Origin of the sequence: Ensifer sp. ENS08, assembly GCF_014852195.1 — a bacterium.
In the GTDB taxonomy this organism is placed as follows: Bacteria; Pseudomonadota; Alphaproteobacteria; order Rhizobiales; family Rhizobiaceae; genus Ensifer; species Ensifer adhaerens.
On record NZ_JACVBF010000003.1, the window covers coordinates 246,055 to 270,238 of the forward strand.

Sequence of the window (24,184 nt, forward strand, 5' to 3'; positions counted from 1 at the left end):
TCGCAAGCCGTTGAAAACCAATCGTTCACAGTATCCTTCGAAATCCCCCTCGCCGTTTCCCCGGCCGAACGCTAGCCGAAGAACATCGATATGTCGTTCCAGGTGGCAAAGACCATGAGCATCAGCACCATGGCAAAACCGATCCGGTAAGCGACATCCTGCGCGGCCGGGCCCACCGGCCTTCCGCGCAAGGCCTCAACCGCATAGAACATCAAGTGGCCGCCATCAAGCACCGGAACGGGCATGAGGTTAAGCAATCCTATGGAAACAGACAGGATCGCGGCAATATTCAGCAAAAACGGAATTCCAAGCGTCGCCATCTGCCCCGAGACCTTGGCGACGCGGATCGGTCCGCCGATCTGATCTGCCTTCATCCGCCCGGTCACGACATTGGAGAGATAGTCGAAAGTACCGGTGACAACGTGCCAGCTTTGCAGGACGCCCTGCCCGACGGCCTCGATCGGACCATAGTTGACCGTGCGGAAATTGCCGGCTTCCTGGTCGGTCAGGATACCGATGACGCCGATTTCCATCTTGTTGCCAAACTGATCCGTGAGCTCGGTACGCTGCGGCACCATGGACAGATCGAGCATCGCGCCGTTGCGTTCGATTCGGATCGAAATCGGCATTTCCGGGCGAACACTGACGTAGCGACGAACGTCGTCGAAGGTGACGACCGGCGTGCCGTCGATCGAAATCAGACGGTCTCCCGGCACGACACCGGCTTGCGCAGCAGCACTGTTCTCATTCACCCGCGCAACCACCGGATCGGCGACCTGACGCCCGTAGACGGAAAACAGCACGGCAAAGATGGCGATGGCGAGAATGAAGTTTGCGATCGGTCCGGCGGCGACGGTTGCCGCACGCTTCCACAATTTGGCGCCGAGGAAGGTCTGGCTGCGCTCTTCCGGCGCCAGCGCCTCCAGGCGCTTGTAGTCCGGCACGCTCGCCGCATCCTCGTCGCCGTAGAACTTGACGTAACCGCCAAGGGGAATCGCCGCCAGTTTCCACCGCGTTCCGTGCCGGTCGGTCCAGCCGACGAGCTCAGGGCCAAAGCCGATCGAAAAAGCCAGAATGCGGATGCCCGACCAGCGGCCGACGAGGTAGTGGCCCATCTCGTGCACAAAGACCAGCAGCGTCAGCACCAGAAGAAATGGGACGACGTAGCCGGTCAGAATCTGAAGGGCATCAAGCAGATATGTCATGAACGTTCCTCAAGCACCCGCGGGCCAAAGCTCAAAGGCTATACAGGACGGATCCGAAAGCGATCTGGCGCCCATCGCTGACGAAATACTGAATCATGACCAGAATCAACGCCGCGACACACGCGAAAATCAACCCGTCGACCCGATCCATAACGCCGCCATGCCCCGGAATGAGACGGCTGGAATCCTTCACCCCAAAACGGCGCTTGATGAAGGATTCGAACAAGTCTCCCACTTGGCTGGCGACGGAAAGCACCAGCGCAATGATCGGAATGCGGAGATCTTGCAGTGAAAAATAAGCCATAAAGACGGCAACACCGGCAACGATGCCGCAAATTGTGCCACCGATGGCACCCGACCATGTCTTGCCGGGCGATATGCGTGGCGCGAGCTTCGGTCCACCGATCGCGCGGCCGGTAAAATAGGCGAAGATGTCGGTCGCCCAGACGACGGCAAAGACGAACAGCGTCGCCATCAAGCCAAGATCGTCGGCGCCGCGAAGGGCCGCAAGCGAAATGCCGGTCAGCCCGGCATAGGCGATGCCACCCGGCAGCCACCAACTGGTCTTCTGCAGAAATACCCAAAGGACAGTGAGAACTACAAAAGCGGCCAGGACCGGAAGGCTGTAGCCGATATAGCCGGTCACGATCAGGCCGGCGATGATCACGACGGCCAGCCAGCCAACGGCATTGCCTTGGAAATCCCGCTCCTGGAGGTCCGTGATCGTCGACCACTCATAATAGACGAGCAGCGCAATCAGCGCCGACAGCAACTGAAACGCCAAACCGCCGAACCAGGTCGCCGCCAGTGTCACCGCTGCGAGGACCACGCCCGAAGCGATACGAAGCTTAAGTTCAGTCTGCATCAGGAACCGACCGCCAATGTGGGCTCGGCGACGCCGCCGAAGCGGCGCTCGCGGCAGGCGTATTTTTCAAGCGCCGCCAGGAACGTTTCGCGCGTAAAGTCCGGCCACAACTCCGGAACGAAGATCAGTTCCGAATAGGCGCCCTGCCAAAGAAGGAAATTCGAGAGACGCTCTTCGCCGCTGGTGCGGATGATCAGGTCCGGATCGGGAATGTCCGACGTGTCCAGCATCGCCGCGATACGCTCGGGGTTGATGTCTTCCGGCCGCAAGCGTCCTTCGGCGACTTCCGTCGCCAGCCGCCGCATGGCTCGTGTCATTTCGTCCCGGGCGCCGTAATTGAAGGCAATGACGAGCGTAATCCCGGTATTTGCCCGCGTCGTTTCCTCCGCCTCCACCAGCAACGGTAGAATGTCGCCTCTGAGGTTGGAGCGGTCACCGATGACTCGGATGCGGACATTCTCGCGGTGCAGATCGGCAAGATCCCGGCGGATGAAGGTCTTGAGCAGCCCCATCAGATCGCTGACTTCCGCCGCCGGCCTGCTCCAGTTTTCCGAGGAAAAGGCAAAAAGCGTGAGGTAGCGGATCCCCAAGTCGCCCGCCGTCTTGACGGCGGCGCGAACGGTCTCGACACCCTTGCGGTGCCCCATCGTGCGCGGCAGCCCACGCGCGTTCGCCCAACGCCCGTTGCCATCCATGATGATGGCAACATGTTCCGGAACGGTCGTGGAAGTGAGGTTTTGCATAAGGCGTCCGCGAAAGGAGACTCAGATCACGAGCAGAGCAGATCAGACCTGCATGATTTCCTTTTCCTTCTCGACGAGCAAGCGGTCGATATCGGAAATCGTTTCGTCGGTCATCTTTTGCACGCGCTCGGACTGAGAACGGCTGATATCTTGACCGATGTCGCCATCCTTTTCGGCTTTTTTCAGGTCGTCCATGCCGTCGCGGCGCACGTGGCGCACGGCGACCTTCGCCTTTTCGGCGTAGTCATGTGCCACTTTGACGAGCGACTTGCGGCGCTCTTCGTTGAGTTCCGGCAGCGGAATGCGCAGGTTCTGGCCGTCGATGATCGGATTGAGGCCGAGGTTCGATTCGCGAATGCCGCGATCCACAGCGCCGACCATCTGCTTGTCCCAGACCGAGACGGACAGCATGCGCGGCTCGGGAACCGTGATGTTCGCCACCTGGTTGAGCGGCACGCGTGAGCCATAGGCTTCGACGGTCACCGGATCGAGAACGTTCGCCGACGCGCGGCCGGTACGGAGCGACGCGATATCGCTCTTGAATGCGGAAATGGCGCCATCCATGCGACGCTTCAGTTCCTTCAGGTCAACACCTTCACTCATGGTCGAAACTCCCGTTCTATCATTCGCCGGCCCGAGGGCCGTTCTGCAGCTTCTTAATTGTCTGTGACGATGGTCGCGCGACCGCCGCCGGTCAATATTTCCGCAAAGCCACCCTTCTCATGAATGGAGAAGACAACGATCGGAATGGCATTTTCGCGTGCAAGCGCGACGGCGGCAACATCCATGACGGCAAGCCCCTTCTCGAGGACTTCGCTGTGCGTCAGGCGGTCGAAGCGGGTCGCGTCCGGATCCTTCTTCGGGTCGGCGGAATAGATGCCATCGACCTGGGTGCCCTTGAAGATCGCCTGCGCGCCCATTTCGGCGGCGCGAAGGGCGGCGGCAGAGTCGGTCGTGAAGAAGGGATTGCCCGTGCCGCCGGCGAAGATCACGACGCGCCCGAGGGAAAGATGGTAGAGCGTTGCGCGCTGCGAGAAGCTCTCGCAGATTTCCGGCATCGCGATCGCCGAGAGCACGACCGTATCGATGTCGAGCTTGCGCAGCGACGTTGCGAGCGCCAGCGCATTGATGACGGTTGCCAGCATGCCCATGTGGTCGCCGGTTACCCGGTCGCCGCCCTTGGAAGCGACGGCCACGCCGCGGAAGATATTGCCGCCGCCGACAACCACGCCCACTTCGACGCCCATGGCGCGCGCTTCGGCGATATCTGCGGCGATCCGGTCAGCGACCGCCACATCGATGCCGAAGCCCTGGCTGCCCATGAGAGCTTCACCGGAGGCTTTGAGTAGAACGCGTTTGTAGAGTGGCTCGGCCGGCATCATCGCTCCTGAACAGATCGGCGCGCGTGCGCACGATGGCGGCGCACAGCGCATAAGGACACATTGCGCACCATGGTTTCAACCGCAACGGCGTATTTTCCGGCGGGTCCAGCGCATTGACGAAGCCGGATACACGAAGGGCACCGCGTTGTCACGCGATGCCCCAAGGTTTTCCCAATATGGGTGAAGAAATCAGCCCTTGGCGACGGCTGCAACTTCTGCAGCGAAGTCGGACTCTTCCTTCTCGACACCTTCGCCGAGCAGCAGGCGAGCCATGCCGGTGACTTCGATCGGTGCGCCAGCGAGCTTTTCAGCGTCCTTGACGGCCTGACCGACGGTGATTTCCGGGTTCATGACGAAGGCCTGCGACAGCAGAGCGACTTCTTCGAAGAACTTGCGCATGCGGCCTTCGACCATCTTTTCGATGATGTTGTCCGGCTTGCCCGAAGCGCGCGACTGTTCGATGAAGACGTTGCGTTCGCGCTCGGCAACAGCGGCGTCGACTTCGTCCGCACGGATCGCGAGCGGGTTGGTCGCAGCGATGTGCATGGCGATCTGACGGCCAACCGAGAAGAGAACTTCCTTGTCGCCGATCGACTTCAGGGCGACGAGAACACCGAGCTTGCCGATGCCGTCGCCGGCAGCGTTGTGGATGTAGGTGGCAACAACACCGTCTTCGACCTTGAGCAGGGCTGCGCGGCGAAGCGTCATGTTCTCGCCGATGGTGGCGATCGCGTCCTTGATGGTCTCGTCGACCGACTTGCCGGTTGCCGGGTAGTTTGCAGCCGCGATGGCTTCAACCGAGCCGTCGGTGGTCAGCGCTACATTGGCAACGCCGCGGACGAGTTCCTGGAAGGCTTCGTTGCGGGCAACGAAATCGGTCTCGGAGTTGATTTCGACGACGACAGCCTTGACGCCACCGCTGACAATACCGATGAGGCCTTCAGCAGCCGTGCGGCCCGACTTCTTGTCGGCCTTGGCGATGCCCTTGGCGCGCAGCCAGTCGATCGCAGCTTCCATGTCGCCGTTGGTTTCGGCGAGCGCCTTCTTGCAGTCCATCATGCCTGCGCCGGTCTTTTCGCGCAGTTCCTTCACCATTGCTGCAGTTACACTCATCTTATTGCCTCTTTGTCTGTTTGGTTGGCGCGCTGCCCTTGAGGGCGCGGTACCAGGAGGTGTGGCTGGGAATGGCTTTTCAATGTGACACCGTGATGACTGAAACATCACGGGGTTGCTCGGCTCCAAAGATCCGAACGGATCAGCGCCATCCCCGGCTGAAAAGAACAAGGCCGTTCAGATTTTCATCACAAACGGCCTTGTCCCGACATTTCATTGGGGGCGGCAGGCTTACCTGCCGCCAAGGCCCGATCAGGCGTCGGAGGCCTCGTCGAGCGCCGGCTCGACCGGAGCTTCGGCAGATGCGCCGAGGTCACGGCCCGATGCGCCCTGCTGACGTGCGATGCCGTCGATGGCAGCGCGTGCAATGAGGTCGCAGTAGAGAGCGATGGCGCGCGAAGCGTCGTCGTTGCCCGGGATCGGATAGTCGATCTGGTCCGGATCGCAGTTCGAGTCGATGACTGCGACAACCGGGATGCCGAGGCGCTTGGCTTCGTCGATCGCGATCGATTCCTTGTTGGTGTCGATGATGAACATCAGGTCCGGCGTGCCGCCCATGTCGCGGATACCGCCGAGAGCGCGGTTCAGCTTTTCGCGTTCGCGCTCGAGGTTCAGGCGTTCCTTCTTGGTGAAGCCCGAAGCTTCCGAAGAGAGGATTTCGTCGAGCTTGCGCAGGCGCTGGATCGAGTTCGAAATCGTCTTCCAGTTGGTCATCATGCCGCCGAGCCAGCGAGCGTTGACGTAGTACTGGGCCGAACGCTTGGCAGCGTCAGCGATGATTTCGGACGCCTGGCGCTTGGTGCCGACGAACAGAACGCGGCCGCCGTTGGCAACGGTGTCGCTGACGATCTGCAGGGCGCGCGACAGCATCGGCACGGTCTGTGCGAGGTCGATGATGTGAACGTTGTTGCGATCGCCGAAAATGTACGGCTTCATCTTCGGGTTCCAGCGGTGCGTCTGGTGGCCGAAGTGAACGCCAGCTTCCAGAAGCTGACGCATGCTAAAATCAGGCAATGCCATGCCTTTTCTCCTTTTCCGGTTGAACCTCCGCGAAGCGTCGAGCATGTCTTTCGACCGGCCCACCGGCGGAACGATCCGGATTTCTCCCGGAACATCCCAAGCTTCACGTGTGGAATGGGCAGCCCCTTAACGGCAACCGCCCGAGAAATCAAGCCGCAAACGCCGCTTTTTACCGCAATCGGCTATTTGCAGTCCTCGGATTTGAACACTTCGAGGTCCGCAAGCTTGCCGCTCAGGACGAAATCGCCGTAGTCCATCGTCAGGTCGCGGGTAATCCCGTTCTCGTAGAGTTTGAACGACATACGGTAGATCGGCAGCGCGTCGCCGCTCTTGTCATCGTTGAAATAGGAGATGGTCACCGGCCAATAATTGTCGCCGCTGAGCTTGCCCGCCTTGCCGGCATCCGGCTCATCCGCCGTGGGTTTGCGCGATTTGCCGACGAAGGTCGAGGTGATCAAGGTCTTGTCACCCGAATCGGAGCCGTCGAAGATGCGCGCCTCAAAGAGGCTCTCGCCTTTCTTCGCTCGCGAGATCACCTCCATCATGTGCGCCGTCGGAAACCGGCTCGCCGCAAGCTCGATTTCGCGCTTGTCCGGCGCGGTCAGCTCGACCTTAACGCCCGCTTTTTCCTCATGCGCCGTACCGCGCACTTCCTTGTCCAGCTTCTCATCGGTGAAGGAGCGGGTCAGGAAGCGGAAATTGCCATTCTTTAGATCTTCGTAGGTGGTCGTCTGCTGATCGGTCAGGCGCACTTCCTCGCCGGTATCGACCTGGGTGACGAAACGGAAGCTGACGGTATAGCCCGCACAGGCCGAGCCATTGAACTCGTAGACCATGCGACCATACATTCCGGCAATGCCCGAACGATCCGATGCATCCTTGAGTTCGAGATCATAGACGGCGCGGTGCGGCACAAGGGCGTTTGCGTGTGCCGCCGTGGCGCCCGATACTGTCATGACGGCGAAACAGGCGCTGCCCAAAGTGACGAGACCGAAGCCTTTATGAAACATCCGTTTCCTCCTGTTGGACTCGCCGGCAATGCTATAAACAAGCGTTCGGCAGAAGCGAGGCGGCGTTCGCAGGAAAAAGCCGGTGCCCGCCGCGATCCGGCCTGAATGCAGGATTTTAACACAAAAGACAACAATGGAGCTTTCCATGTCGGCAGAGATCGAAGCGCGCCTCAAGGACCTCGGCGTCACACTTCCCCAGGCTGCGACCCCGGTTGCAAACTACGTGCCCTACGTCATCAGCGGCTCGATGCTCTACATCTCCGGACAGCTTCCGATGGAAGACGGCAAGGTTGCTGTGACCGGCATCGTCGGCAAGGATGTGGACGTGGCCCGTGCACAGCGCGCCGCCGAACTCTGCTCGATCAACATCCTCGCCCAGGCCAAGGCAGCGCTCGGCGGCGATCTCGGTCGCATCCGCCGCCTGGTGAAAATCAACGGCTTCGTCGCCTCGACACCGGAATTCGTCGAGCAGCATCTGGTCATCAACGGCGCATCCAATCTGCTTGCGACCGTGCTCGGTGAAGCCGGCAAGCATGCACGTGCCGCCGTCGGCATGGCTTCCCTTCCCTTCAATGCCGCCGTCGAGATCGACGCCGTCATCGAAATCGCCTGACGGAGTGCCCGGCATGGCTGATATTTCCTGGCTGAAGGCCCAACCGATTGCCCATCGCGGCTATCACGACATGAACAAGCAGGTGTGGGAGAATACGCTTTCGGCCTTCTCCCGCGCCGTCGACGCCGGTTTCGCGATCGAATGCGATCTGCAGTATACCGCCGACAGCATTCCGGTCGTCTTCCACGATGACGATACCGAGCGACTGTGCGGGATCAAGGGCGACGTTCGCGCGCGCACCGCCGGCGAACTCGGCCTGATGGCGATCGGCGGCACGAAGGACAAGGTGCCGACGTTGACGCAGATGCTGCGCCTGGTTGCCGGCAAGGTGCCGCTCGTCATCGAGCTCAAGGGCCGCAAGGGCGACGACGAGGGCTTTGCAGCCGCCGTGCTCGAAACGCTCGAAGGCTACAAGGGCCATGTCGCACTGATGAGCTTCGATCACTGGCTGCTCAAGGACCTGAAGGCGCTCGACGCGCCCTACCCGCTGGGCCTCACCGCGGAAGGTGCCAATCCGGAGACCTTCTTCGTGCATGAGGAAGCGATGCAGCTCGGGCTCGATTTCATCTCCTACCACTACGGCCACCTGCCGAACTCGTTCATCACCAAGGAACGGACGCTCGGCAAGACGATCATCACCTGGACCGTGCGAGACCGGCAGGCCGAAGCCTACACGTTTGCCCATGCGGATCAGATGACCTTCGAGGGTTTCGACCCGCGGGAGGCCCTGGTTTCCTAAAGTAATGTCAGACGCCGTCACCCTCCGCATCGCGCAATCCTTCACCGATATACCAGCGGCACGCTGGAATGTGCTGTCCGGTGCATCGAAGGCGTTTCCTGGCGGCGTCTACAATCCCTTCCTCTCGCATGCCTATCTCTCGGCGCTCGAAGAGTCCGGGTCGGCGACGGCCAAGACCGGCTGGCTCGGCCAGCATCTGTTGCTTGAAGGCGGAGACGGGCAATTGCGCGGCGGCCTCGTCTGCTACCTGAAGAGCCACAGCCAGGGCGAATACGTTTTCGACCACGGCTGGGCAGACGCCTTCGAGCGCGCCGGCGGCCGCTACTATCCGAAACTGCAAAGTTCCATCCCCTTCACGCCTGCGACCGGACCACGGCTGCTTTCGGCACCGGACGAAAACACGAACGCCGTTCAGGATGCGCTTGCCGCGGGCCTGAAAGAGCTTGCCCGCAGACACGATGTCTCTTCGGCACATGTGACTTTCGTGCCCGAGGCCGAGATCCCTGCGCTTGAGCGTGCCGGGTTCCTGCACCGCACAGACCAGCAGTTCCACTTCACCAATGAAGGCTATGGCTCCCACGCCGATTTTCTGGAGACCCTTGCCTCACGCAAACGCAAGGCGCTGAAGAAGGAGCGCAGGGCTGCGCTCGAAAACGGGATTTCGATCGACTGGCTGACTGGCAGCGACCTGACGGAATCGATCTGGGACGAGTTCTTCGCCTTCTACATGGACACCGGCGGACGCAAATGGGGCCGCCCCTATCTGACGCGCGCGTTCTATTCGCTCATTGGCGAGCGCATGGCCGACGATATCCTGCTGGTGATGGCACGCCGCAACGGCCGCTACATCGCCGGCGCGATCAACTTCATCGGCGGCGATGCGCTCTACGGTCGCCACTGGGGCTGCATCGAGGATCACCCGTTCCTGCATTTCGAAGTCTGCTATCACCAGGCGATCGATTTCGCGATCGCCAAGGGGCTGAAACGGGTCGAGGCTGGCGCCCAGGGTGAGCACAAGCTTGCGCGTGGCTACATGCCCGTCACCACCCATTCCACCCATTTCTTCACACATCCGGGACTTGCCCGCGCCGTCGGCGACTATCTTCAGCGCGAGCGCAGGGATGTGGAGGAAACGGGCGAGTTTCTTGCCGAGCACGGACCTTTCCGAAAGGGTGAACGGCAGGACGACTGACCCCCTTTTCGTGAAGGCCGGCTTCATTACACGAGGAAGAACAATGAGCTACGACGACAACAACATTTTCGCCAAGATCCTGCGCGGCGAAATTCCCTCGCACCGCGTCTACGAGGACGACGCGACGATCGCCTTCATGGATGTCATGCCGCAGGCAGAAGGCCATCTGCTCGTGGTGCCGAAATCCCCTTCGCGCAACCTGCTCGACGCCGATGCAGCAACGCTGCCGGCGTTGATTGCCACCGTACAGAAGCTCGCCGTTGCCGCCAAGGAAGCTTTCGACGCCGATGGTGTGACGATCATGCAGTTCAACGAAGCACCGGCTGGACAATCGGTCTTCCACCTGCACTTCCACGTCATTCCGCGGCAAGCAGGCGTGCCGCTGAAGCCGCATTCCGGCACGATGGAAGACGGCGCCGTTCTGGCTGCCAATGCCGAAAAGGTTCGGCAGGCGCTCTGATCGCGCTCATACTATCCGCGCAGGAGCCAGGGAGCCGGCGACGCGCCGGCTCTTTAACCGACGGTCAGGTGAAAGCACCTCACCCGGCCTAAAAACCCAACCACCACAGGCCCAGCGCCAACGCGGCAATCGCTGACGCGATCCCGATCGCCGGTTTTCTTCCGAACAGGAAGAAGGCGGCCGCCCCGAGCGCGACGGCACCTGCGCGCAGCCAGAGCGGGGATTGTTCGAGTACGCCGGTCGGATAGAGGATAAGCTTGGCGATGACCGCTGCGACCAGCGCGGTCGCAACCGCCCTCACCCAGTTCAGCGCCTCGGAATCATCGCGCAGCCTGTTACCTGTGATGACACCCAACCAGCGCCAGATGTCGGTCGCCAGCCAGCCGGCAATCGCGATGAAGACATAGGCCCACCAACCATCCTGCCAGGTCATCCTCTCACCTCCTTGCGACGGCGCCAGAGGCGCTCGATGAGCCAGGCAAGCGTACCGCCGACGAGGCCGGCGAGCAGGATGTCGAATTCCGGAAACAGCCAGTAGAACAGCGGCCCGCCTGCAAGACCGAAGAGCAACGCCACATAGACGACGGGATGGCGCGCCGAATGCCAGATCGAGGCGAGAAAGTAGACCGGCGTCAGGAAGAAAAGGCAGCCGGCAACGATCGGCGGGAAATCGGCGACGAAGTGGTAGACGACAGCGACGAGTAGCATGTTTGCCGCCACCAGCGTGATGCCGAAGCCCGCGAAAAAGGCGACGCGACGCTCGTGCGGCACGTGCGGCACCTTCTCCATCGCGAACACCCAGGCGGTGATCGCGACGAAATGCGACAGGAAGAGCAGAAGCCAAGTCGGCGTGCGCGACCCGCGCAGCTCCGGTATCAGCGCGGCGACCATCGGCATCAGCCGTACGGACGACAGCGAGACCGCGAGGAACGCGGTCGCGAGCCCGGCTCCGCTCATCATCGAACTGACGAGAATGACCTTGGCCGGAAGCGCCCAGACCATGCCGACCATGAAGACCACCTGCTCGACCGGGATGCCGGCCTGAGCCGTCAGCGAACAGAAGCCGACAAAGGATAACATCAGAATGAAGGCCGGCAGACTGAAAATGCCGCGCATGCCTTTCCCGAACCAGGCGAGCGAAGATTGCTCGTCTTCTTCTCTCTTCATCGGCGATTCCGGATTGTTTTCAACTCGACTACGACCACCCCGGATCGAATCGTCCAGGATCAGCATGACCGAATATAGGCTATCAGACCGGCATGCGGACGAAAAACCACGCAGGCTCTTCTCATTTCGTTTTTAAAGAAAAACGGTGCCGGATGGTTTGCATCCGGCACCGTCGAACGTGTCTTGCGGGGGGGCTACTTCTTGCGCGGCACCTTCGGCACCGTGCGGCCCTTTCTGGGAGCCGCGTCGCCCGCCCCGGCCTCGTCATCCGTTGACGCCTTGGCGGCAGCCTTCTTCGGCTTGGACTTCGGCGCAGGCTCGGCGCCCACCTCTTCCTTGTCCTCGGCCTTTTTCGGCTTGGCGGCCTTCATCGCCGGGCGGGATACTTCCGCCTTTGGCTTGATTGGCGTCGTCTCAGGAACGGCATCGAGCAGCAGGCCCTTGGTGCCATCGGCCTTCGTGCCGATCGTCACCTTGACGACGCCGCCCTTCTTCAGCTTGCCGAAGAGGATTTCATCGGCGAGCGGCTTCTTGATGTTTTCCTGGATGACACGCGACAGCGGTCGCGCGCCCATCTTCTCGTCGTAGCCCTTTTCGGCAAGCCAGGCGATCGCCTCCGGCGCGAGGTCGAAGGTGACGTTGCGCTCGGCAAGCTGGGTTTCAAGCTGCATGACGAACTTCTGAACCACCTGGTGGATAACCGGTGTCGGCAGCGAAGCAAACGGAATGACCGCATCCAGACGGTTGCGGAATTCCGGCGTGAACAGGCGGTTCAGCGCCTCTTCGTCTTCGCCCGTACGCTTGGAAGAACCGAAGCCGATGGCGGCCCGGGCCATTTCCGATGCGCCGGCATTGGTCGTCATGATCAGGATGACGTTGCGGAAGTCGATCTTCTTGCCGTTGTGATCCGTCAGCGAGCCATGGTCCATGACCTGCAACAGGATGTTGAACAGGTCCGGATGCGCCTTCTCGATTTCGTCGAGCAGTAGCACGCAATGCGGATGCTGGTCGACGCCATCGGTCAAAAGGCCGCCCTGGTCGAAGCCGACATAGCCGGGAGGTGCACCGAGCAGGCGGGAAACCGTATGCCGCTCCATGTATTCCGACATGTCGAAGCGCAGGAGCTCGACGCCGAGCGAGGTCGCAAGCTGCTTGGCGACTTCCGTCTTGCCGACGCCGGTCGGGCCGGAGAAGACGTAGCAGCCGATCGGCTTGTTCGGTTCGCGCAGGCCGGCACGCGCCAGCTTGATCGACGAAGCGAGCGCCTCGATCGCCAGGTCCTGGCCGTAGACGACCGAGCGCAGCTCTCTCTCGAGATTGGCAAGCACGGCCTCGTCGTCCTTGGAGACGGTCTTCGGCGGGATGCGCGCCATCGTCGCGATCGTCGCCTCGATCTCCTTCTCGGTGATCAGCTTGCGGCGCTTGCTGGCTGGCAGCAGCATCTGTGCGGCACCGGATTCATCGATCACGTCGATCGCCTTGTCCGGCAGCTTGCGGTCGTTGATGTAGCGGGCCGAAAGCTCGACCGCGGCCTTGATCGCCTCGTTCGAGTATTTCAGGTGATGATATTCCTCGTAATAAGGCTTCAGCCCCTTCATGATCTCGATCGCGTCGGCAATCGTCGGCTCGTTCACGTCGATCTTCTGGAAACGGCGAACCAGCGCCCGATCCTTCTCGAAAAACTGGCGGTATTCCTTGTAGGTGGTCGAACCGATGCAGCGGATCGCGCCGGAGGAAAGCGCCGGCTTCAGAAGGTTGGATGCATCCATCGCGCCGCCGGACGTAGCTCCGGCGCCGATGACCGTATGGATCTCGTCGATGAAGAGCACGGCGCCCGGATAGTCCTCGAGCTCCTTGACGACCTGCTTCAGCCGTTCTTCGAAATCGCCACGGTAGCGCGTGCCGGCAAGAAGCGTGCCCATGTCGAGCGAGAAGATCGTCGCATCCTGCAACGCTTCCGGCACCTTCTTTTCGATGATGCGCTTGGCAAGGCCTTCGGCGATCGCCGTCTTGCCGACGCCGGGGTCCCCGACATAGAGCGGATTGTTCTTCGAGCGGCGGCACAGCACCTGGATGGTGCGGTTCACCTCGGCGTGACGGCCGATCAGCGGGTCGATCTTGCCGGATTTCGCCTTCTCATTGAGGTTGACGCAATAGGCGGTCAGCGCGTCCTGCTGCTTCTTGGCGCTGGCCTCTTCGTTGTCGCGCGCGGGCTTCTGCTCGCTCTCATGATCGTCAGAGCCACGCACAGGACGGGACTCAGAGCTGCCGGGCCGCTTGCCGATGCCGTGCGAAATGAAGTTGACCGCGTCGTAGCGGGTCATCTCCTGCTCCTGCAGGAAATAGGCTGCGTGACTTTCGCGCTCGGCGAAGATCGCGACCAGCACGTTGGCGCCGGTCACTTCCTCGCGGCCGGACGATTGCACGTGGATCACCGCCCGCTGGATCACGCGCTGGAACCCGGCCGTCGGCTTGGAATCTTCGTCGTAGCCGGTCACGAGGTTCGACAGTTCATTGTCGACGTAATCGGTTACGGTCTTGCGTAGCGTCTCAAGATTGACGTTGCAGGCGCCCATCACGGCCGCCGCGTCGGCATCGTCGATCAATGCCAGAAGCAGATGCTCGAGCGTAGCGTATTCGTGGTGGCGCTCGTTGGCAAAAGTCAGTGCCTGGTGCAGCGCCTTTTCGAGGCTGGGCGAAAATGTTGGCACGTTAGTTCCTCATTTCTTTTCCATGACGCATTGCAACGGATGCTGATGCTGCCGGGCGAAGTCCATCACCTGCGTCACCTTGGTTTCGGCGACCTCATAGGTGAAGACGCCGCACTCTCCCACACCGTGATTGTGGACGTGGAGCATGATGCGGGTCGCCTCTTCCGGATTCTTTTGAAAGAAGCGCTCCAGAATATGGATGACAAATTCCATCGGCGTGTAATCGTCATTCAAAAGCAGAACACGATACAAACTCGGCTTCTTGGTCTTCGGCTTGGTACGCGTGATGACGGACGTGCTGCGGTTGTTGCCGTTCCCCTCATCATCGCTACCTTGCTGCATCCGGACCGGCATGGCGATCATTCTTGTCAGTTCCTTGTACAGTAGCGACCCATCGAACTCGGCCGCAGCCTGCTTGCCCTTTATCTAATGGTTCGTTTTCAGATTTTAAGACCGAACCAACACACTGCAATCATAATCGCACGTTGACCGGCAAGATTGATCAACTTTCTTTGGGCTGCGCACAGCTTATGCGAAAAACAAAAAGGCCGGTCGCAAGCGCTGCGACCGGCCTTTTTATTGAGAAATTGTTTTAGCCGGTGATCAGGCTGCTGCAGCGGCGGCCTTGACTGCTGCCGTTGCCTTGGCAACCGGCGCTTCGTAGGGCTTGTAGGCGTCCTTGGCGAGGTCGGCATACATTTCGCCGATCTTCGTTGCTTCGGCGACAAAGCCTTCGTAGCTCGACTTCACGAAGTTGGTCTGCAGTTCGAAAGCAGCCTCGACGCTCTTGACGCTCGTCAGCTTTTCGACATGCGCGACGCTGTCCTCGAAGGACTTCTTCGAAAAGTCGGCAGCTTCGGTCGCGATAGCCTGGAGACCCTTGGTCCAAGCGGAATAGCTCTTCACAGCCACGTCAATGGCTTCCTTGCTCTTCTTGTTTGCATCGTCGAAGTTGAACATCCGGTGTCTCCTTGGTGACGGCCTGATCTGGAGGTTTCAGTTTATGTGCACTGCACAAAAAGTCAAGACGAGTGTGCGATGCAATAAAATACAACAGATGCAACAACTTGATGAAATATCGCGGTCCGGCATGAAATTTCTTGCCGCGCTCGCTAAAGCCGCAAGATAAGCACTAGCGAGCAATTGCCCAGCAAGACATCAACATCCCACACAAAACAATAAACCCCGAAAATCCCATGGATTTTCGGGGTTTATACTGAAAGCGTCCGGCGTCGCGACTTAGAGGTCGATGTCGAGGATCGCCATGGAGAAGTTGTAGGAAAGCTCGCCGTCTTCCTCATCGCGGAAGACCACACCGAGGAACTCGTCACCGAGATAGACTTCAGCGGACTCGTCCTTCTTCGGGCGAGCCTTGACGACCATCTGCTGATTGAAGGTGCGCTTGAAGTAGGCTTCAAGCTTGCGGATTTCTTCGGGCTTCAAAACACGTCTCCGTAGCCGTTTAAACTGTGCGGCGCTTCTCGCACGCTGCATCGGCGGGTGTAAACCCCTCGAAAGAGGCTACACACCGGTTCCCGCATGTCAGATATCGAAGCTGGCAAGGATCTGGTCCATCTGGCGCGACGGCTCGGAACAGCCGGCCTCGCCCACGACCTTTGCCGGCACGCCGGCGACCGTCGACTTCGGCGGCACCGGTTTCAGCACGACCGAACCCGCAGCGACGCGCGAGCAGTGCCCGATATGGATATTGCCGAGGATCTTGGCGCCGGCGCCAATCAGCACGCCGTCGGCGATCTTCGGGTGGCGATCGCTGCCTTCCTTGCCCGTGCCGCCGAGCGTCACGCCGTGCAGGATCGAGACGTTGTCACCAATGACCGCGGTCTCGCCGACGACAAGGGCGGTGGCATGATCAAGGAAGATGCCGCGGCCGATGCGGGCGGCGGGGTTGATGTCCGTCTGGAAGACGCTCGACGCCCGGCTCTGCAGGTAGAAGGCGAAATCCTTGCGGCCGCGCTTCAATAGCCAATGCGCCAGGCGATGCGTCTGGATCGCATGGAAGCCCTTGAAATAGAGCACCGGCTCGATGAAGCGGGTGCAGGCGGGGTCACGGTCGTAGACGGCCTGGATGTCGACACGCAGAATGGTGCCCCATTCCGGCCAGTCCTCCAGCATCTCCGAGAAGGTCTGGCGCAAAAGGTTTGCCTGCAGATCCGGGTGATCCAGCCTTTCGCATATGCGGTAGATCACGCTTTCTTCGAGAGAGTGCTGATTGACGACGGTGGAATAGAGGAAGGCCGCGAGCATTGGGTCTTGCTCGGCGGCAATCCGGGCTTCTTCGCGCAGGCTATTCCAGATCGGGTCCATCACTTGCAGCGCTTCTGCCTGGCGAAGTTCGGTCTTGGCGACCATCGTCGCTCTCCTTCCTTGTCCGTGCCTGCCACCACTATAGGGGAAATCAGGCGTGACTTAAATGGCGTCTGGCGGCAATGACGATACGCTAGATGCGATCGATCTCTGCCAAAAATTCGAGCACCGCTTTCTTGAAAACCCGGTCGCCGACGGCGAGCATATGGTCGCGGCCCGGAATGTCGAGCGCACGCGCACGCGGCATCAGCGCTGCCAGTTCCTGCGCCGATCCGGCGATGTCATCGGTCGTCCCGACGCCAATCAGCGTCGGCTGCTCGATGCGCGCCATATCCTGTGCCGTCAGCAGATCCCGCGAGGTCGAGATACATGCCGCAAGCGCCTGCCGGTCGCTCTTGGTCTGGTCGGCAAAGGCACGGAACATGCGCCCGCGCGCATGGGTCACGTCGTCAAGCGACGGCGCCACCAGAGCGTCGGCAATCGGATCCCAATCCCCTACCCCCGACACCATGCCGATGCCGAGGCCGCCGAAGACCAGCGAGCGCACGCGATCGGGATGCGCGAGCGCCAGGAAGGCCGAGATTCGAGCGCCCATCGAATAGCCCATGACATGGGCCTCGGCGATCCCGAGATGCCCAAGCAATGCGGCGGCGTCACCCGCCATCTGCTGCGGGTGATAGAGTTCCGGGTCGTAGGGCTTGCTGCTCTTGCCATGGCCGCGATTGTCGAGCGCGATGACGCGGTAGCCGGCGTCACCCAGCGTCTTCAGCCAGCCCGGGAAAACCCAGTTGACGTTGGCGCTGGAGGCAAAGCCGTGAATGAGCAGAACGGGCGCGCCGGACGGGTCGCCCTCGTCGAAGAAGGCGATCTCCAGACCGTCATGATTGAAACGGGAAAACGGCGGCGGGGTGAGATCCATCTATTCATCCTTGGGCATATCGATCCCGCGCAACCTAGTTCGTCGCCTTGGCGGGCGAAACCCCGCACCGGCAAAAACCACAACTGCGGCAGCTTTGCCGCTACACATTTCCGGCAAAGCTGACTATGGTGCCGCCAAATTTGACCTTCAGACTTGCATTCATCGGAGCATGACATGGCCGGCCACAGCATCCCGCATTTCCAGAACGACGGCGGACATCAGGCAATCGAAATCGGCGTTAAGGAATTCATGTGCACCGGCGCATCCATTCCCTACGATCACCCGCACATCTTCATCGACATGGGTGACGACAACGAGAAGGTCTGCTCCTACTGCTCTACGCTCTATCGCTACAATCCGAAGCTGAAGGCGACCGAAACCAATCCCCCCGGCTGCCTCTTCGCCCATAAAGCCGCCTGATAAGCGCCGATGTCGCGCCCCGTCGCGATCATCGGCGCCGGCATCGGCGGCCTCACGGCTGCCCTATGCCTTGCCCGGCGCGGCTTCGACGTCGATATCATCGAGCGGGCGACGGCACTGACCGAGGTCGGAGCCGGCCTGCAGCTCTCACCGAACGCCTCCCGCATCCTCATCGAGCTCGGCCTGCTGACGCAGCTTGAGAGCGTATGGACAGAGCCCGAGCGCATCGGGCTCGTTGACGGCCGCTCGCTGCGCGCGCTTGCCAGCGTACCGGCCGGGACCTTCGCGCGCCGCCGCTGGCATGCGCCCTATGCCGTTCTCCACCGCGCCAGCCTTCAGAGAATCCTGTTTCAGGCTGTTCAATCCGAACCGCGCTGCCGTCTCCACCTCGGATGCCAGATCGACAAGCCCGGGGACCAGGCGATCGCGGCAGTGACAGGGCGCATGCCGGACGTCGTCATCGGCGCCGACGGCATCTGGTCGCGGCTGCGCGAGACTGTGCCCGCCGCCGGCCGTGTCCGGTTCTCGGGCAATATCGCCTGGCGCATGACGCTTGCAGGCGACGTTGCCGCGGGCGTGCTCAACCGCGGTGAGGTCACCGCCTTCCTCGGCCCGCGCGCCCACCTCGTTGCCTATCCTCTGCGGGAAGTCGGCGGTTTCAATCTCGTCGCCATCATCGAGGGCAAGGAGACCGACGCGATCTGGGTCGGCAAGGATTCGGACGCGCGGCGCCAGGATTGCCTCAACGCCTTTTCCGATTGGAGCCCAGGCATCCGCTCGCTTCTCGATAAGGCCGTGGCGCCCACCTACTGGCCGCTCTGCACCGTCGACGACGGCGCCTGGCATGATGGTCAAAATACAGTGCTGATCGGCGACGCGGCCCATGCGATGACGCCCTTTGCGGCGCAAGGTGCGGCCATGGCCATCGAGGACGCATCCGCGCTTGCGGCTTGCCTGTCTGAAAACCTCAGCGTCGCGAATTCCTTGCGGAAATTCGAGGCGCTTCGCAGGCCACGCATCGCGCGCGTCCGCCGCCGTGCGGCCTTCAACCATTTCGCCTATCACGCCCGCGGCCCGGTGCGTATCGGCCGCGACATGGTGTTGAAGCTCAAGGGGCCCGACGCGCTCGCAGCCGACCTCGACTGGCTCTACGGCTACGGGGCGCCGGAGCACTGAGAAGCGACGGCCATTCGCCGCGATCCGTTCGATAAACTGCCGTCGCGCAAGATCTAGTCCAGAAAAGCAGAACGCCGCGGATGACCGCGGCGTCCGTCATTGCCTTCGTCAAACGGCGTTTGCCGCAGCCAGGCCCGCTTCGATGTCGCGCCGGATATCCGGCACGTCCTCAAGGCCGATCTGCAGGCGCAGAACCGGACCTTCGGTCGGCGCCAGCGCCACCTTGCGATCTCCGAGACCGACATGGAGTGCCAGGCTTTCGAAACCGCCCCAGGAATAGCCGAGCCCGAACAATCTCAGCGCATCGAGGAAGGCGTGCGCCTTGGCCTTGAAGCGGTCAGGGCTCTCCGCCTTCAGCACGAAGGAGAAGATGCCGCTCGCGCCGGTGAAATCGCGCTTCCAGAGCTCGTGGCCGGGGAAGCTCGGCAGCGCCGGATGCAGCACGCGGGCCACTTCGTCGCGTGTTTCCAGCCACTTCGCCAGTGTCAGGGCGCTCTCCTGGTGCCGTTCGAGGCGGATGCCCATGGTGCGAAGGCCACGCAGGATCTGGTAGCTGTCATCGGGCGAGACGCAGACGCCGAGCGTCACCATGGCCTCTGTCAGGGCCGGCCAGTGCTCGGCATTGGCCGAAACGGTGCCGAAGAGCACGTCCGAATGGCCGGACGGATACTTGGTGGCCGCATGGATCGACACATCGACGCCATGGTCGAGCGGCTTGAAGTAGACGGGCGTCGCCCAGGTATTGTCCATGGTGACGATGCAGCCATGGCGATGGGCGGCATCGGCAATCGCGCGGATGTCCTGCATTTCGAAGGTGTTCGATCCCGGTGCTTCGGTGTGTACCAGGCGTGTGTTCGGGCGGATCAAGCTCTCGATCGCAGCGCCGATCATCGGATCGTAGTATTCGACCGTGACGCCAAGTCGCTTCAGCATCGTGTCGCAGAAATGGCGCGTCGGGAAGTAGACCGAATCGACGATCAAGGCGTGGTCGCCGGCCGAGAGATAGGCGAGGAACGGCACCGTGACCGCAGCTAGACCCGAAGGCACGAGGATCGTTCCGGCGGACCCTTCGAGTTCGTTGATCGCGTCGCAGAGCGCGTCCGTGGTCGGCGTTCCGCGCGTGCCGTAGGTGTACTTCTGCGCCCGCGTCTCCATGGTCTTGGCGTTCGGGAACAGCACCGTGGAGGCGTGCACGACCGGCGGATTGACGAAGCCGAAGTAATCGGAGGGGTTGTTGCCGCTATGGGCGAGACGCGTGTTGATGCCTGCCTTGCCGTTCACATTGCCACTGTCTGCCATTGCTCATTCCGCTTCTAGATTTCGAATGCAAAACTCTTCGAACGAGCCACAATCGCGGTCAAGTGGCAAAAATCATGAAGCGTCGTTTTGACCGTCGCGAGGCCACTTCTGGCGAATTTTCCGCCAGAGCGTGCTTCACACCCCCAAGATCTGCCTAACTTTCTGGCTTGTTTCGAGTTTTTCACATGCAAAACCAGAAAATCGGCGGCCTCTCTTGACCCTCATGGAAATTGAGCATGAGATAGCCGACACTCGCGCCAGGAGGGTGGCGGAGGCTCACCGCGCTAGGAGACGCGACGGTGCAGACTGGAACTAACGACAACAGAAAAAGGTTCTAAAAATGGCAAAAAGAATTCTGACAGCTCTCGTTGGCGCTGCTGTCATGGGGATTGGCACACAGGCGGCTTCGGGCGCTACTCTTGATGACGTCAAGGCCAAGGGCTTTGTCCAGTGCGGCGTGAACACCGGCCTCGCCGGCTTCGCAGCGCCGGATGCTTCGGGCAACTGGAGCGGATTCGACGTAGACTACTGCAAGGCAATCGCCGCCGCGATCTTCGCGGATGGCAGCAAGGTGAAGTACACCCCGACCTCCGCCAAGGAACGCTTCCCGGCGCTGCAGTCGGGCGAAGTCGACGTGCTTGCCCGTAACACCACCTGGACGATCAACCGCGACACCGCGCTCGGCTTCAACTTCCGCCCGGTCAACTACTATGACGGCCAAGGCTTCATGGTTCGCAAGGGCCTGAACGTCAAATCTGCGTTGGAGCTTTCGGGCGCCGCTGTCTGCGTGCAGACGGGCACCACCACCGAGCTCAACCTCGCCGACTACTTCAAGTCGAACAACCTGCAGTACAATCCGGTCGTTTTCGAAAAGCTTGAAGAAGTCAACGCCGCCTATGACGCCGGCCGTTGCGACGTCTACACGACCGACCAGTCCGGCCTTTATTCGCTGCGTCTGACGCTGTCGAAGCCAGACGATCACATGATCCTGCCGGAAATCATCTCGAAGGAGCCGCTCGGCCCGGCCGTGCGCCAGGGTGACGACCAGTGGTTCGATATCGTCAGCTGGGTTCACTACGCGCTGATCCAGGCTGAAGAGTTCGGCGTCACCCAGGCCAACGTCGAAGAAATGAAGAAGTCCACCAACCCGGACGTTCAGCGCTTCCTCGGCGTCGAAGCTGACTCGAAGATCGGCACCGACCTCGGCCTCACCAACGAATGGGCCGTGAACGTGATCAAGGCCGTCGGAAACTACGGCGAAGTCTTCGACCGCAACATCGGCGCCGGCAGCCCGCTCAAGATCGAGCGCGGCCTCAACGCGCTGTGGAACAAGGGCGGCATCCAGTACGCTCCGCCGGTCCGCTAAAGCGAACCGAAAATACCGGGGAAGCGGACAACCGCTTCCCCGTCCCAACGATAAAAACACCCAAAAGGGTGAAAAGGGGAAAGAGGCATTGCATGGCGATTGGCGTCACAACTACGCCTGAGAAATCGAAACCGTCGGGGTCGATCATCAACGACCCGCAGGTCCGCGGCATCTTTTATCAGGTTATTACCGTCGTCCTACTCGGGGCCTTCGTCTATTGGGTGGCCGACAACACGATCGAGAATCTCAAACGGGCGAACATCGCTTCCGGTTACGGCTTCCTCAATGGACGCGCCGGTTTTGACGTCGGGCAGTCGCTGATCGCCTATACCAGCGATTCCACCTATCAGCGCGCACTTGTCGTCGGCCTGCTCAACACATTGCTGGTCGCCGTCTGCGGTATTTTCACCGCCACCATCATCGGCTTTGCAGTCGGGATCGGCCGCCTGTCGCACAACTGGCTGATCGCCAAGCTGTCGCTCGCCTATGTCGAGATCTTCCGCAACATCCCGCCGCTGCTGGTCATCTTCTTCTGGTACAGCGGCGTCCTGGCGATCCTGCCGCAGCCGCGTGAATCGGCAGCACTGCCGCTCAACATGTTCCTCAACAACCGCGGCCTTGCCTTTCCCAAGCCGATCTTTGGCGACGGCTCGCTGTACACGGTTCTAGCCTTTGTCCTCGCGATCGTCGCCAGCTTCCTCCTGGCACGCTATGCGCGCAAGAAGCAGGAGGCCACCGGACAGCGTTTCCCGGTTCTTTGGGCGTCTCTCGGCCTGATCATCGGTCTGCCGTTGTTGGTCTTCCTTGCCACGGGATCGCCGATCACCTTCGACGTCCCCGTCGCCGGCAAATTCAACCTCACCGGCGGCTCGGTCATCGGACCAGAATTCCTGTCGCTGTTCCTGGCGCTCTCGTTCTACACGGCCGCCTTCATAGCCGAGATCGTGCGTGCCGGCATCCGCGGCGTATCCAAGGGGCAGACGGAAGCCGCGCACGCGCTCGGTGTACGCCCCGGCCTGACGACACGACTGGTGGTGGTTCCGCAAGCGCTCCGGATCATCATTCCGCCGCTCACCAGCCAGTATCTGAACCTTACCAAGAACTCGTCGCTCGCCGTTGCGATCGGTTACGCGGATCTTGTCGCCGTCGGTGGCACCATCCTCAACCAGACAGGACAATCGATCGAGATCGTCACGATCTGGATCGTCGTCTACCTGTCGCTGAGCCTTGCGACGTCGCTGTTCATGAACTGGTTCAATGCCCGCATGGCCCTGGTGGAGAGATAAGATCATGAACACACACCAGGCAACTTTTGTCCGTACCTCAATGATCGAAGGGTCCGCCCCGCCGGTCGCCGAAGGTGGCATCGTCCATTGGCTGCGCGAAAACCTGTTCGCGACGCCAAAGGATGCGGTGCTCACCATCGTCAGCCTGCTTGCGCTTGCGTGGCTCGTGCCTCCGGCCATCCAGTGGCTCTTCATCGACGCCGCCTGGACCGGTGGCGGCCGTGGCGTTTGCGCCACGGTTGCTCAAGGAGGCTCGCAGCCGGATGGCTGGAGCGGTGCGTGCTGGGCCTTCGTCAACGCAAAACTCGACCAATTCGCCTACGGCCGCTACCCGCTCGATGAGCGTTGGAGACCGACGCTGGTCGGCATCCTCTTCGTGCTTTTCCTCATTCCGATGTTGATCCCGAAGGCTCCCTTCAAGGGCATCAACGCCATCCTGCTCTTCGCCGTGCTGCCGATCATTTCCTTGATCCTGCTTCCCGGCGGCTGGTTCGGACTGACCTACGTCGAGACGCCGCTCTGGGGCGGTTTGATGGTGACGCTCATCCTTTCGTTCGTCGGCATTGCCGTGTCGTTGCCACTCGGCATTCTTCTGGCACTGGGGCGGCGATCGCATATGCCTGTGATCAAGATGCTCTGCACCGCCTTCATCGAACTGGTGCGCGGCATCCCTCTGATCACCGTGCTCTTCATGGCGAGCGTCATGCTGCCACTGTTCCTGCCGCAGGGCGTCACCTTCGACAAGTTCCTGCGTGCACTGATCGGCGTGTCGTTCTTCGCCTCGGCCTACATGGCCGAAGTGGTGCGCGGCGGCCTCCAGGCTATCCCGAAGGGGCAGTATGAGGGCGCGGATTCCCTCGGTCTCAGCTTCTGGCAGAAGATGAACCTCATCGTGCTGCCACAGGCGCTGAAGCTCGTGATTCCGGGCATCGTCAACACCTTCATCGGCCTCTTCAAGGACACGTCACTGGTGTCGATCATCGGCATGTTCGACCTGCTCGGCATCGTCCGCTTCAACTTCACGGACGCCAACTGGGCCTCTTCGGTGACGCCGATCTCAGGGCTAATTTTCGCTGGCTTCATATTCTGGCTTTTCTGCTTTGGTATGTCGCGCTATTCAGGTTTCATGGAACGCGTGCTCGACACGGCCCATAAACGATAAAATGAGGGGAG

At 61.0% G+C, this 24,184-nt stretch carries 26 protein-coding genes; 9 read left to right on the plus strand and 17 right to left on the minus strand.

Annotated features, from left to right (window positions below; genetic code table 11):
- Positions 1-71: 71 nt before the first annotated feature.
- The 8 genes from rseP to IB272_RS11230 all read right to left on the minus strand — a co-directional run bounded on the left by rseP (position 72) and on the right by IB272_RS11230 (position 7,338).
- Positions 72-1,205 carry an RIP metalloprotease RseP gene (gene rseP / locus IB272_RS11195; RefSeq protein WP_034796698.1) on the minus strand — a complete coding sequence of 378 codons (1,134 nt, stop codon included), beginning with the start codon at positions 1,203-1,205 and terminating at the stop codon, positions 72-74.
- A 31-nt stretch (positions 1,206-1,236) separates the two neighbouring features.
- Positions 1,237-2,070 carry a phosphatidate cytidylyltransferase gene (locus IB272_RS11200; RefSeq protein ID WP_060585288.1) on the minus strand — a complete coding sequence of 278 codons (834 nt, stop codon included), beginning with the start codon at positions 2,068-2,070 and terminating at the stop codon, positions 1,237-1,239.
- Positions 2,070-2,813, minus strand: a complete 744-nt coding sequence (locus IB272_RS11205) for an isoprenyl transferase (protein WP_060585290.1) — start codon at positions 2,811-2,813, stop codon at positions 2,070-2,072. The genes IB272_RS11200 and IB272_RS11205 overlap by 1 nt, the downstream gene beginning before the upstream one ends.
- 42 nt (positions 2,814-2,855) lie before the next feature.
- The gene (frr, locus tag IB272_RS11210) at positions 2,856-3,416 is read right to left on the minus strand and encodes a ribosome recycling factor (RefSeq protein WP_034796704.1); all 561 of its coding nucleotides are present in this window, start codon (positions 3,414-3,416) and stop codon (positions 2,856-2,858) included.
- Between the two features lie 53 nt (positions 3,417-3,469).
- Entirely contained in the window at positions 3,470-4,192 is a 723-nt protein-coding gene (gene pyrH, locus IB272_RS11215; protein ID WP_034796706.1) for a UMP kinase, read from the minus strand.
- Positions 4,193-4,384: 192 nt separating this feature from the next.
- Complete coding sequence (gene tsf / locus IB272_RS11220) at positions 4,385-5,308, minus strand: translation elongation factor Ts (protein WP_034796708.1); 924 nt, start codon at positions 5,306-5,308, stop codon at positions 4,385-4,387.
- 252 nt (positions 5,309-5,560) lie between these two features.
- Positions 5,561-6,328, minus strand: coding sequence for a 30S ribosomal protein S2 (rpsB, locus tag IB272_RS11225; RefSeq protein WP_034796710.1), 768 nt, complete (start codon positions 6,326-6,328; stop codon positions 5,561-5,563).
- A 182-nt stretch (positions 6,329-6,510) separates the two neighbouring features.
- A complete protein-coding gene (locus IB272_RS11230; RefSeq protein ID WP_034796712.1) occupies positions 6,511-7,338 on the minus strand; it encodes a cell envelope integrity EipB family protein in 828 nt (275 codons plus the stop codon).
- 145 nt (positions 7,339-7,483) lie between these two features.
- Here IB272_RS11230 and IB272_RS11235 point away from each other — a divergent pair, with 145 nt between their 5' ends.
- From IB272_RS11235 to IB272_RS11250, 4 genes are read left to right on the plus strand one after another with little or no spacing between them, the layout of a single operon-like run.
- Positions 7,484-7,951 carry a RidA family protein gene (locus IB272_RS11235; RefSeq protein ID WP_043622203.1) on the plus strand — a complete coding sequence of 156 codons (468 nt, stop codon included), beginning with the start codon at positions 7,484-7,486 and terminating at the stop codon, positions 7,949-7,951.
- A gap of 13 nt (positions 7,952-7,964) precedes the next feature.
- Complete coding sequence (locus IB272_RS11240) at positions 7,965-8,690, plus strand: glycerophosphodiester phosphodiesterase (protein WP_060585298.1); 726 nt, start codon at positions 7,965-7,967, stop codon at positions 8,688-8,690.
- A gap of 4 nt (positions 8,691-8,694) precedes the next feature.
- Complete coding sequence (locus IB272_RS11245) at positions 8,695-9,882, plus strand: GNAT family N-acetyltransferase (protein ID WP_060585299.1); 1,188 nt, start codon at positions 8,695-8,697, stop codon at positions 9,880-9,882.
- Positions 9,883-9,925: 43 nt separating this feature from the next.
- Positions 9,926-10,342 carry an HIT family protein gene (locus tag IB272_RS11250; RefSeq protein ID WP_034796718.1) on the plus strand — a complete coding sequence of 139 codons (417 nt, stop codon included), beginning with the start codon at positions 9,926-9,928 and terminating at the stop codon, positions 10,340-10,342.
- Between the two features lie 88 nt (positions 10,343-10,430).
- Here the strand turns inward: IB272_RS11250 and IB272_RS11255 are convergent, their stop codons facing one another.
- The 8 genes from IB272_RS11255 to IB272_RS11290 all read right to left on the minus strand — a co-directional run bounded on the left by IB272_RS11255 (position 10,431) and on the right by IB272_RS11290 (position 17,464).
- Complete coding sequence (locus IB272_RS11255; RefSeq protein WP_034796719.1) at positions 10,431-10,775, minus strand: AzlD domain-containing protein; 345 nt, start codon at positions 10,773-10,775, stop codon at positions 10,431-10,433.
- On the minus strand, positions 10,772-11,509 hold the full coding sequence (locus IB272_RS11260; protein WP_060585303.1) for an AzlC family ABC transporter permease: 738 nt from the start codon (positions 11,507-11,509) through the stop codon (positions 10,772-10,774). Before IB272_RS11260 ends, IB272_RS11255 begins: the two co-directional genes overlap by 4 nt.
- A gap of 194 nt (positions 11,510-11,703) precedes the next feature.
- Positions 11,704-14,220 carry an ATP-dependent Clp protease ATP-binding subunit ClpA gene (gene clpA / locus IB272_RS11265; protein ID WP_034796722.1) on the minus strand — a complete coding sequence of 839 codons (2,517 nt, stop codon included), beginning with the start codon at positions 14,218-14,220 and terminating at the stop codon, positions 11,704-11,706.
- Between the two features lie 9 nt (positions 14,221-14,229).
- Positions 14,230-14,583 (minus strand): ATP-dependent Clp protease adapter ClpS, encoded by a 354-nt coding sequence (gene clpS / locus IB272_RS11270; protein WP_043622145.1) that lies wholly within the window; start codon positions 14,581-14,583, stop codon positions 14,230-14,232.
- Between the two features lie 240 nt (positions 14,584-14,823).
- A complete protein-coding gene (locus IB272_RS11275) occupies positions 14,824-15,180 on the minus strand; it encodes a phasin family protein (protein WP_034796735.1) in 357 nt (118 codons plus the stop codon).
- 279 nt (positions 15,181-15,459) lie between these two features.
- A complete protein-coding gene (locus tag IB272_RS11280; protein WP_034796738.1) occupies positions 15,460-15,663 on the minus strand; it encodes a DUF3126 family protein in 204 nt (67 codons plus the stop codon).
- Positions 15,664-15,762: 99 nt separating this feature from the next.
- On the minus strand, positions 15,763-16,590 hold the full coding sequence (gene cysE, locus IB272_RS11285) for a serine O-acetyltransferase (protein ID WP_192444432.1): 828 nt from the start codon (positions 16,588-16,590) through the stop codon (positions 15,763-15,765).
- Positions 16,591-16,678: 88 nt separating this feature from the next.
- Complete coding sequence (locus tag IB272_RS11290; RefSeq protein WP_034796743.1) at positions 16,679-17,464, minus strand: alpha/beta hydrolase; 786 nt, start codon at positions 17,462-17,464, stop codon at positions 16,679-16,681.
- Positions 17,465-17,638: 174 nt separating this feature from the next.
- Between IB272_RS11290 and IB272_RS11295 the strand changes: the two genes are divergently transcribed.
- Positions 17,639-17,884: a zinc-finger domain-containing protein gene (locus IB272_RS11295; protein ID WP_057255736.1), complete on the plus strand. Its 246-nt coding sequence runs from the start codon at positions 17,639-17,641 to the stop codon at positions 17,882-17,884.
- Positions 17,885-17,893: 9 nt separating this feature from the next.
- The gene (locus tag IB272_RS11300; protein WP_060585306.1) at positions 17,894-19,060 is read left to right on the plus strand and encodes an FAD-dependent monooxygenase; all 1,167 of its coding nucleotides are present in this window, start codon (positions 17,894-17,896) and stop codon (positions 19,058-19,060) included.
- Between the two features lie 108 nt (positions 19,061-19,168).
- Here IB272_RS11300 and IB272_RS11305 read toward each other — a convergent pair whose 3' ends face one another.
- Entirely contained in the window at positions 19,169-20,359 is a 1,191-nt protein-coding gene (locus IB272_RS11305; RefSeq protein ID WP_060585308.1) for a cystathionine beta-lyase, read from the minus strand.
- Positions 20,360-20,699: 340 nt separating this feature from the next.
- Here IB272_RS11305 and IB272_RS11310 point away from each other — a divergent pair, with 340 nt between their 5' ends.
- The 3 genes from IB272_RS11310 (at position 20,700) to IB272_RS11320 (ending at position 24,173) form a co-directional block, all read left to right on the plus strand.
- The gene (locus IB272_RS11310; RefSeq protein ID WP_034796750.1) at positions 20,700-21,725 is read left to right on the plus strand and encodes an amino acid ABC transporter substrate-binding protein; all 1,026 of its coding nucleotides are present in this window, start codon (positions 20,700-20,702) and stop codon (positions 21,723-21,725) included.
- Between the two features lie 92 nt (positions 21,726-21,817).
- A complete protein-coding gene (locus IB272_RS11315) occupies positions 21,818-23,011 on the plus strand; it encodes an amino acid ABC transporter permease (RefSeq protein ID WP_060585310.1) in 1,194 nt (397 codons plus the stop codon).
- Between the two features lie 4 nt (positions 23,012-23,015).
- A complete protein-coding gene (locus IB272_RS11320; protein ID WP_034796753.1) occupies positions 23,016-24,173 on the plus strand; it encodes an amino acid ABC transporter permease in 1,158 nt (385 codons plus the stop codon).
- Positions 24,174-24,184: the final 11 nt, after the last annotated feature.

Coding starts and splice junctions, on each gene's coding strand:
- IB272_RS11230 (WP_034796712.1), bottom strand. CDS start 7,338: ATGTTTCATAAAGGCTTCGGTCTCGTCACTTTGGGCAGCGCCTGTTTC.
- IB272_RS11290 (WP_034796743.1), bottom strand. CDS start 17,464: ATGGATCTCACCCCGCCGCCGTTTTCCCGTTTCAATCATGACGGTCTG.
- IB272_RS11240 (WP_060585298.1), top strand. CDS start 7,965: ATGGCTGATATTTCCTGGCTGAAGGCCCAACCGATTGCCCATCGCGGC.
- IB272_RS11235 (WP_043622203.1), top strand. CDS start 7,484: ATGTCGGCAGAGATCGAAGCGCGCCTCAAGGACCTCGGCGTCACACTT.
- IB272_RS11315 (WP_060585310.1), top strand. CDS start 21,818: ATGGCGATTGGCGTCACAACTACGCCTGAGAAATCGAAACCGTCGGGG.
- IB272_RS11250 (WP_034796718.1), top strand. CDS start 9,926: ATGAGCTACGACGACAACAACATTTTCGCCAAGATCCTGCGCGGCGAA.
- IB272_RS11305 (WP_060585308.1), bottom strand. CDS start 20,359: ATGGCAGACAGTGGCAATGTGAACGGCAAGGCAGGCATCAACACGCGT.
- pyrH (WP_034796706.1), bottom strand. CDS start 4,192: ATGCCGGCCGAGCCACTCTACAAACGCGTTCTACTCAAAGCCTCCGGT.
- IB272_RS11320 (WP_034796753.1), top strand. CDS start 23,016: ATGAACACACACCAGGCAACTTTTGTCCGTACCTCAATGATCGAAGGG.
- IB272_RS11295 (WP_057255736.1), top strand. CDS start 17,639: ATGGCCGGCCACAGCATCCCGCATTTCCAGAACGACGGCGGACATCAG.
- frr (WP_034796704.1), bottom strand. CDS start 3,416: ATGAGTGAAGGTGTTGACCTGAAGGAACTGAAGCGTCGCATGGATGGC.
- IB272_RS11275 (WP_034796735.1), bottom strand. CDS start 15,180: ATGTTCAACTTCGACGATGCAAACAAGAAGAGCAAGGAAGCCATTGAC.
- IB272_RS11260 (WP_060585303.1), bottom strand. CDS start 11,509: ATGAAGAGAGAAGAAGACGAGCAATCTTCGCTCGCCTGGTTCGGGAAA.
- rseP (WP_034796698.1), bottom strand. CDS start 1,205: ATGACATATCTGCTTGATGCCCTTCAGATTCTGACCGGCTACGTCGTC.
- clpS (WP_043622145.1), bottom strand. CDS start 14,583: ATGATCGCCATGCCGGTCCGGATGCAGCAAGGTAGCGATGATGAGGGG.
- IB272_RS11300 (WP_060585306.1), top strand. CDS start 17,894: ATGTCGCGCCCCGTCGCGATCATCGGCGCCGGCATCGGCGGCCTCACG.
- IB272_RS11310 (WP_034796750.1), top strand. CDS start 20,700: ATGGCAAAAAGAATTCTGACAGCTCTCGTTGGCGCTGCTGTCATGGGG.
- tsf (WP_034796708.1), bottom strand. CDS start 5,308: ATGAGTGTAACTGCAGCAATGGTGAAGGAACTGCGCGAAAAGACCGGC.
- rpsB (WP_034796710.1), bottom strand. CDS start 6,328: ATGGCATTGCCTGATTTTAGCATGCGTCAGCTTCTGGAAGCTGGCGTT.
- IB272_RS11205 (WP_060585290.1), bottom strand. CDS start 2,813: ATGCAAAACCTCACTTCCACGACCGTTCCGGAACATGTTGCCATCATC.
- cysE (WP_192444432.1), bottom strand. CDS start 16,590: ATGGTCGCCAAGACCGAACTTCGCCAGGCAGAAGCGCTGCAAGTGATG.
- IB272_RS11200 (WP_060585288.1), bottom strand. CDS start 2,070: ATGCAGACTGAACTTAAGCTTCGTATCGCTTCGGGCGTGGTCCTCGCA.
- IB272_RS11245 (WP_060585299.1), top strand. CDS start 8,695: ATGTCAGACGCCGTCACCCTCCGCATCGCGCAATCCTTCACCGATATA.
- IB272_RS11255 (WP_034796719.1), bottom strand. CDS start 10,775: ATGACCTGGCAGGATGGTTGGTGGGCCTATGTCTTCATCGCGATTGCC.